The 5265-nt window shown below is 65.7% G+C and carries 6 protein-coding genes and 1 tRNA gene; 5 read left to right on the top strand and 2 right to left on the bottom strand.

Going from position 1 to position 5265, the window contains the following annotated elements; genetic code table 11:
• Window positions 1–108: 108 nt before the first annotated feature.
• A complete protein-coding gene (locus tag ACESNG_RS19530; protein WP_373062553.1) occupies window positions 109–426 on the bottom strand; it encodes a hypothetical protein in 318 nt (105 codons plus the stop codon).
• A gap of 354 nt (window positions 427–780) precedes the next feature.
• Here ACESNG_RS19530 and ACESNG_RS19525 point away from each other — a divergent pair, with 354 nt between their 5' ends.
• The 5 genes from ACESNG_RS19525 (at window position 781) to ACESNG_RS19505 (ending at window position 4908) form a co-directional block, all read left to right on the top strand.
• The gene (locus ACESNG_RS19525; RefSeq protein WP_373062551.1) at window positions 781–1329 is read left to right on the top strand and encodes a hypothetical protein; all 549 of its coding nucleotides are present in this window, start codon (window positions 781–783) and stop codon (window positions 1327–1329) included.
• 136 nt (window positions 1330–1465) lie between these two features.
• Window positions 1466–1538 (top strand) — tRNA-Thr (locus ACESNG_RS19520).
• A 318-nt stretch (window positions 1539–1856) separates the two neighbouring features.
• Window positions 1857–2732 (top strand): hypothetical protein, encoded by an 876-nt coding sequence (locus tag ACESNG_RS19515; protein ID WP_373070448.1) that lies wholly within the window; start codon window positions 1857–1859, stop codon window positions 2730–2732.
• A 9-nt stretch (window positions 2733–2741) separates the two neighbouring features.
• Complete coding sequence (locus tag ACESNG_RS19510; protein ID WP_373065494.1) at window positions 2742–4001, top strand: ATP-binding protein; 1260 nt, start codon at window positions 2742–2744, stop codon at window positions 3999–4001.
• Window positions 4002–4284: 283 nt separating this feature from the next.
• Window positions 4285–4908, top strand: coding sequence for a hypothetical protein (locus tag ACESNG_RS19505; RefSeq protein WP_373070446.1), 624 nt, complete (start codon window positions 4285–4287; stop codon window positions 4906–4908).
• A 140-nt stretch (window positions 4909–5048) separates the two neighbouring features.
• Here ACESNG_RS19505 and ACESNG_RS19500 read toward each other — a convergent pair whose 3' ends face one another.
• Entirely contained in the window at window positions 5049–5204 is a 156-nt protein-coding gene (locus ACESNG_RS19500) for a hypothetical protein (protein ID WP_373070450.1), read from the bottom strand.
• Between the last annotated feature and the right edge of the window lie 61 nt (window positions 5205–5265).

Genomic DNA, 5265 nt, shown 5'->3' with positions numbered 1-5265 from the left:
TCGCCGGTCAAGTCGAGACCAGACAAACCACCACATTCCCAAAGCACATCGATAATGGACGCCGTTCCAATGCCAAAACGTTGGGCTGTAACTGCAGACAATCCAGAACTATTTGCTGCACTGATCAGTAAATGGTACCGTGGTCCTGCCCACCTGGTGTTCGCGCCCAATAGACAGGGCGGCCGCTTTGCCCTCGGCTTTATCCGCTGCGCGAAGGATGATGTCGTAGCCGGGGAACACCGACAGACGCCATTCGCTGCGGCTCGCGGTGTGGCGGACGTCGAGCTGCGGGCGGATGGACTCGTTGCCAGTGTAGAGTCGAAGCGCCGTGAGCCGGTCGATGGCAGCTGGGGCGTACCGCTCGAGCGCGGCGGCGACGGGGGTCCAGTAGTTGGCTCGCAGGCTCGCGACATCATCCGCCTGCAACGGCCCTCTCACGACAAACGCCCAGTCGCCCGGGGTGCGTGCGATGAGTCCGCGCTGATCCTACACGCGAACCGCCGCCGCGCTGGGTAGGGCATCGGACAGACCGACATATGCTTCCGCGTCGGTGCGCGCTTTCCACCAGCCAAACGCCTCTGCTTCTGGCGCCATGGCATCGCTCGGAGGAGGGGGGCGAACAGTGCCGGAACGTACGCGTGCTCCGCGCCGCCGACTGGTCGGCTGAGCGATGCCGAGCTGAGGTTCTTGGTCGGCGCGATGTACAACGACGATTCTTGTATCTGAGATTCCTGTGCGTGTGAGGTCAGGTGGACAGCGACTTGCAGCGGCAGTGCCGTCATGACCACTCCATTCCTGCCTTCAACGTCGCGCGGCAACGACGTGCTCCGCGCCGCGCTGCCGGGACTGCTCTTCGCGATCGTGACTCTGCTGTTCGGCTATACGATGGGCGTCGTGTTTGGACTGAACGAAGACCTCATAAAATCGCGGATTGCGGCTTCCGCCGATGCGGTCGGTGCCACCGTGTATCACGGCGACAGCGTGGCCGCAAAGGCGGTGTTGAGTAAGTCGTGGACGTACATGCAACGTGCTCATCTACACGCCGGTGGACTCGGTTCTGCGGCGATCGGCGTCACGCTCCTCGTCGTGATGCTCGGCGTCAGCGCGATGTGGACGCGCTTCATCAGCCTCGGTCTCGGCGTCGGTGCATTCGGCTACGCGGTGTTCTGGCTGTGGGCGGGCTTTCGTGCTCCCGCCCTTGGCGGCACCGATGCCGCCAAGGAGTCGTTGGCGTGGCTCGCCATCCCGTCAAGCGGAGCGGTAGTGATGGCCACGCTCGCGGCAGCGGTGCTGGTCGTGCTCACGCTCTTGCGACGGCGCGAGATGTAGCGTATCGGTGAGCGTACTTCGCGTCGAGAATGGCCAAAGCCACCACCAAGGGGTTGCCGATGACCCTGAATTCGTCTACGCTTAGCATCTCACGGCAGAAGAGATCCTTCGGGGTCTCCAACGCCGAACGCAGGCCGCTCACATAGCTCAGTCGGTAGAGCACATCCTTGGTAAGGATGAGGTCACCGGTTCGATCCCGGTTGTGAGCTCTTTGGGATAACCCCGTAAACCGTTCTGGTTTATGGGGTTATTCGTTTCCCGGGGCCATGAATGCTGGTGCGTTCGGTGGCCGGATGACGCCCAGAATAGCTCGAAGCTGCCCCGAAGCGACATTTCGTATTGCCAATAGATTGCCAGTCTGGCGCACGGAAATCCGTGCATTGTCGGGGCTCCCCGCCCGCCCGTCTGTGCGTTCTCTAAATTCTGGCACCGATTTTCTCTAAATTCTGTCGCAGAAGGAGCCATATCGTTCCATTGTAGCGCCGTTCCCGGAGCACAGGATCCCGTTCATGGGGAGGCGCAGGAGAATGCGCAGCATGCTCGATCGACACGCCGTCCAGGCGTTACTCCACGCGGCGCAGACGCCCCGCCAGATTGCCCACCAGCTCGGGATGTCGCGGCGCACCGTCCAGCGGATTGCGCTCGAGCCGCCCGTGACGACGGTGGATGACACGGCCGCGCGCGCGGCCTGCGGGATCGGTCGCCCCGGCGTTGGGGACGCGACCACGACGCGGCTCCGCGAGTGGCTCGAGGCGGAGCCGACGCTCCCGTCTGGGGAAGTGCAGCGGCGGTTGCACGACCTCGGCACGCCGCTCGCCCTGTCCACGATCTACCGGCTGCTCGGCCCGGTGCGGGCCACGATTCCCGTCGCGGTGATGGTCCGCTTCGAGGGCGTGGCGGGCGAGTTTGCGCAGTTCGGTTTCGGGGTCGCCGACGTACGGCTGACGACCGACACGCCGACGGCGCGCGCCCGCCGCCGAATCCATTTCGCGGCGTATCGGCTCAAGTGGTCGCGCTTCCTGCACCTCGTGATCGTGCCTACGGAACGCGTCGAGCCGCTGGTGCGGGCGCTGCTCGCGGTCTTCGATAACCCGAAGACCGTGGTGCTGCGCCGCGACGCGGGGCGGCCGGTGTGGAATGCGACGCTGGCGCAGGCCATGCTCGACTACGGCTGCGGCATCGAGCTCTGCACGCCGCACGCCCCGGAACAGAAGGGCAGCGTCCAGCATCTGGTCGGCTTTGCGAAGCGCGCCTTCTTCGCCGCGCGCCGCTTCCAGGATCTCGACACGGATCTGCGGCAGCAGCTGGCCGAGTGGCTCGTGTATGCGAACACGGTGCGCCCGTCGCGCGCGACCGGGGTCCGGCCGCAGGCGCGGTTCGCGCTCGAGCAGTCGCGCCTCTAACCGCTCGCCATCGCGCCCGCCGACTACGGCCTGCGCGTGCCGGTGACCGTCGGGCCGACGGCGATGGTCCACTATCAGGGCGTGCGCTACGCGATGCCGGCCAAAGCGTGCGGCCTCCCGGCCACGCTGCCCCTCTATCCCGACCGGGTGCGGATCGTGTGTGCCGGCGGCAAACATGACGTGGAGCATCCCCGCGTGCCGGCCATCGGGACTATCAGCTATCTCACGGGCCAACGGGCGCAGCAACTCGCCGCGGTGTACAGCGAACGCAAACGCCTGTACTACATGCGCGAGCGATTGGTCGAACTCGGGCCCATCGGCGAGGCGTATGTGACGGAGCTCGTGCATCAGCGGCCTCACACGTGGAAGGGCTGCATCGCGCGGCTCTTCGACGTGCTGGAGGCGATGGGCGACGCGCGCTGTCGGGTGGTGCTGGATCGCCCGCTCCGGCCCACGGCCCCGCCGCTGCCCGCCGCCGCGCTGCCCGCCGTTGCGCCGCCCGCCGTTGCGCCGCCCGATCTCGATGAGATGCTCAAGCGCTTGGCCTTGCCGACGATCCGGCGCCTGCACGCCGAGCTGGCCGTGCGCGCGGAAGCCGAGGGGATGGGCTATCGCGCCTATCTCGATATCATGGTCGCCGAAGAAATCGCGCATCGCGCCGAAACGCGGCTTCGACGCGCCGTCCGTGCGGCGCAGTTTCCGGCGCTTCGCACGATCGACGATTTCAACTTCACCTTTCAATCCGCGCTCCGGCGCCAGATGCTTGGCAGCTATCTGGGCGTCGAATGCGTGACCGATGGCCGCAGCGCGATTTTTAGCGGACCGACCGGGACCGGAAAAACGCATCTCGTCATTGCGATTGCGTATCGCGCCCTGCAGCACGGCTACGACGCGCGCTTCGTGTCGGCGGACGTGCTGATCGGCGAACTGTCGCACGCCGCCCGTCTCGGCTCGCTCGACGCCGCGCTCGCCCCGTACCTGCACCCGCACGTCCTCGTGCTGGACGAGATCGGCTATCTCGCGCACGCCGACGATGCCGCGAATGTGCTCTGTCGCGTCGTCAACGAGCGGTACCTCCGCCAGCTCCCGATCCTCGTCACCACCAACAAACCGCTGGCGGCCTGGGGCCACGTGCTCCATGATGGCGACTTGGCCGAAGCGATGATCGATCGCCTCCTCGAACGCGGCGCGCATTTCGAAATGCGCGGTCGCTCCTACCGCACCCGCCACCTCAAGGAGACCGACGGCGACACCACCGCCGATGCGTAGATCCCCTCACCGCTGAGCCTGCGACAGAATTGAGAGAAAAAGTTTGACAGAATAAAGAGAACTTATACCTCCAGCTTTCGCTCTTCGATCAACAGGAGCTGGGCGAGATCATCAGCGACGCGTATCCGGGCGAGCGGCTCATCGCGTGTCGCAACCCGTTGCTCGCGGTGAAGCGGGCTCGCACACGCGTCGAGCTCTTGGCGGCCACGGAACGCAAACTCGGCGTCATCACTGCCGCCACGCAGCGCGCGCGTGGCCGCTCCACGGCCGCGATCGCATCGGCGTGCGCGTGAGGCGCGTGCGCGGGCGCTTCAAGATGGCAAAACACTTTACGTACGTGATCACCGAGACCGGCTTCACGTACGCGCGCGACGACGCGCGCAATGCGGCCAAAGCGGCGCTCGATGGGATCTACGTGATCCGTACCAATGTGCCCGCGGCCACGCTCGCCGCGCTCGACGTCGTGGCGGCCTACAAAAGTCTCTCGCACGTCGAGCGGGCGTTTCGCACGATGAAGTCGGCCGATCTGGAAGTGCGCCCGATCTATCACCGCATGAAAACTTACATTCGCGCGCACGTGCTCGTGTGCATGCTGGCCTACTACGTGGTGTGGCACATGAAGCGCGCGCTTGCCCCCGTGCTCGTCGCCGATGCCGATCCGGCAGCGGCCCGCGCCGAGCGCGTCTCGATCGTCGCGCCTGCGGTGCGCTCACCCGCAGCCTTCCGCAAGGTGGCGCGGCGCCGCACGGAGTATGGCACGCCGCTGCACAGCTTTCGCAGGCTCGTGCGCGATCTCGCGACGCTCACGCGCAACAGCGTGCGTCTGGGCGAGGCGCGGTTTCAGCAACTCACCACGCCCACCGCCGGGCAGCAGCGCGTTTTTCAGCTCTTCGACGTGCGATGGTGAGTTCGGTGCACCGATGTACCCGGTAGCGTGTACGCGTCCGATCCACGCAATACGCTGCTGTGCAACCGTTTACGCCCATTCTCCTCCACCAGACTTCGGGCTAGAGGGGAACGCTGCGGGAGGCAGACTACCTGTGTCGGCTACGGAACCTTGAATACGATTCCCCCAAAGACGGCCAACGGCACACCAATGGTTGTCCCATCGCCGAGCTGACCAGCGTTATTACGGCCCCAGCAAAACGCCGCCCCCGTGCTCGTCAAGCCGCAGGTGTGGGAACTGCCACCGGCGAGTGACACGAAGGTCCGCCCCCCAGCGACCGCGGTCGGATCCGTCCGGTTGCTGGTTGTCCCATCGCCC

This window comes from Gemmatimonas sp. (genome assembly GCF_041689975.1).
Taxonomy (GTDB): Bacteria; Gemmatimonadota; Gemmatimonadetes; order Gemmatimonadales; family Gemmatimonadaceae; genus Gemmatimonas.
The sequence above is the reverse complement of the archived record's forward strand: the minus strand, read 5'-3'. Positions and strand labels throughout refer to the sequence as shown.